Consider the following 1,217-nt stretch of genomic DNA (forward strand, 5'->3'; position numbering starts at 1 on the left):
AGCAGGAAATACCATTCTCGGACTCTCTTGTCTCGGAGCAGCAACCGGTTTTATTGGAAAAGTGGGAAATGATGATTATGGGAAATATTTCCGCGAAAATCTGCAAAAAAACAATATTGAAGATAAAATTCTCCTCTCTGATTTGCCTTCGGGGGTAGCTTCCACTTTTATTTCTCCTGGTGGTGAGCGTACTTTTGGTACTTATTTGGGAGCAGCCTCCACTTTGAGAGCCGAAGACTTATCTTTGGATATGTTTAAGGGATATGCTTACCTATATATTGAAGGATATCTGGTGCAAGATCACGATATGATTCTCCGGGCTATTAAATTAGCGAAAGAAGCCGGTCTGCAGATATGTCTTGATATGGCAAGTTATAATATCGTTGAAAATGATAAAGAATTCTTTTCCTTATTAATAAGTAAATATGTGGATATTGTGTTTGCTAATGAAGAAGAAGCAAAAGCGTTCACTGGAGAAGAACCTGAACAGGCTTTGGAAACGATAGGCAAACAGTGTAGTGTTGCCATTGTAAAGATAGGTTGCAGAGGGTCTTTGATCCGTAAAGGTACGGAGGAGGTAAGGGTATCTGCTATTCCTGTGGCGAAAGTGATAGATACGACCGGAGCCGGTGACTATTTCGCTGCAGGGTTTTTATATGGTTTGACCTGCGGTTATTCATTGGAGAAATGCGCAAAAATAGGTTCTATTCTTTCGGGAAATGTTATACAAGTTATTGGAACCACTATCTCAAAGGGACGTTGGGATGAAATAAAGTTAAATATTAACGAAGTTCTGTCTGAATAAGCAGGTAATGAGTTACTTTTACGTTTCATTTTAACTAAAAGTGTATGAAAAAGTTTCTGAATAGGCGAAATGGTATCATTGTAGCAATTGTATTGATTACTGTTGCGTTCTTTAGTTTTAAAAGCGGTGACGACCGTAATTTTCAGATCGCTAAGAATCTGGACATATTCAATTCTATTGTAAAAGAGCTGGATATGTTTTATGTAGATACGATTGATCCTAACAAGACGATCCGTGAGGGAATCGATAATATGCTGTATTCTCTTGATCCTTATACCGTATATTATCCTGAAAATGATCAGGATGAATTGGAAATGATGGTGAAGGGGTCCTATGGTGGTATCGGATCTTTAATCAGATATAATCCCAAAAGCAAATATACGGTAATTGCCGAACCTTATGAAGGAATGCC

Annotated in this window: 1 protein-coding gene and 1 pseudogene; both read left to right on the forward strand. The window is 38.1% G+C overall.

Annotation, left to right across the window (positions count from 1 at the left end; genetic code table 11):
- On the forward strand, window positions 1-805 hold an 805-nt coding region (locus tag QVP90_RS14290), incomplete at its 5' end, for an adenosine kinase (RefSeq protein WP_288204615.1).
- Between the two features lie 44 nt (window positions 806-849).
- Window positions 850-1,217 (forward strand): annotated as a pseudogene (locus QVP90_RS14295) (S41 family peptidase); the annotation flags it as partial.

It is taken from the genome of Bacteroides sp. CAG:189 (assembly GCF_000432295.1).
In the GTDB taxonomy this organism is placed as follows: domain Bacteria; phylum Bacteroidota; class Bacteroidia; order Bacteroidales; family Bacteroidaceae; genus Bacteroides; species Bacteroides salyersiae.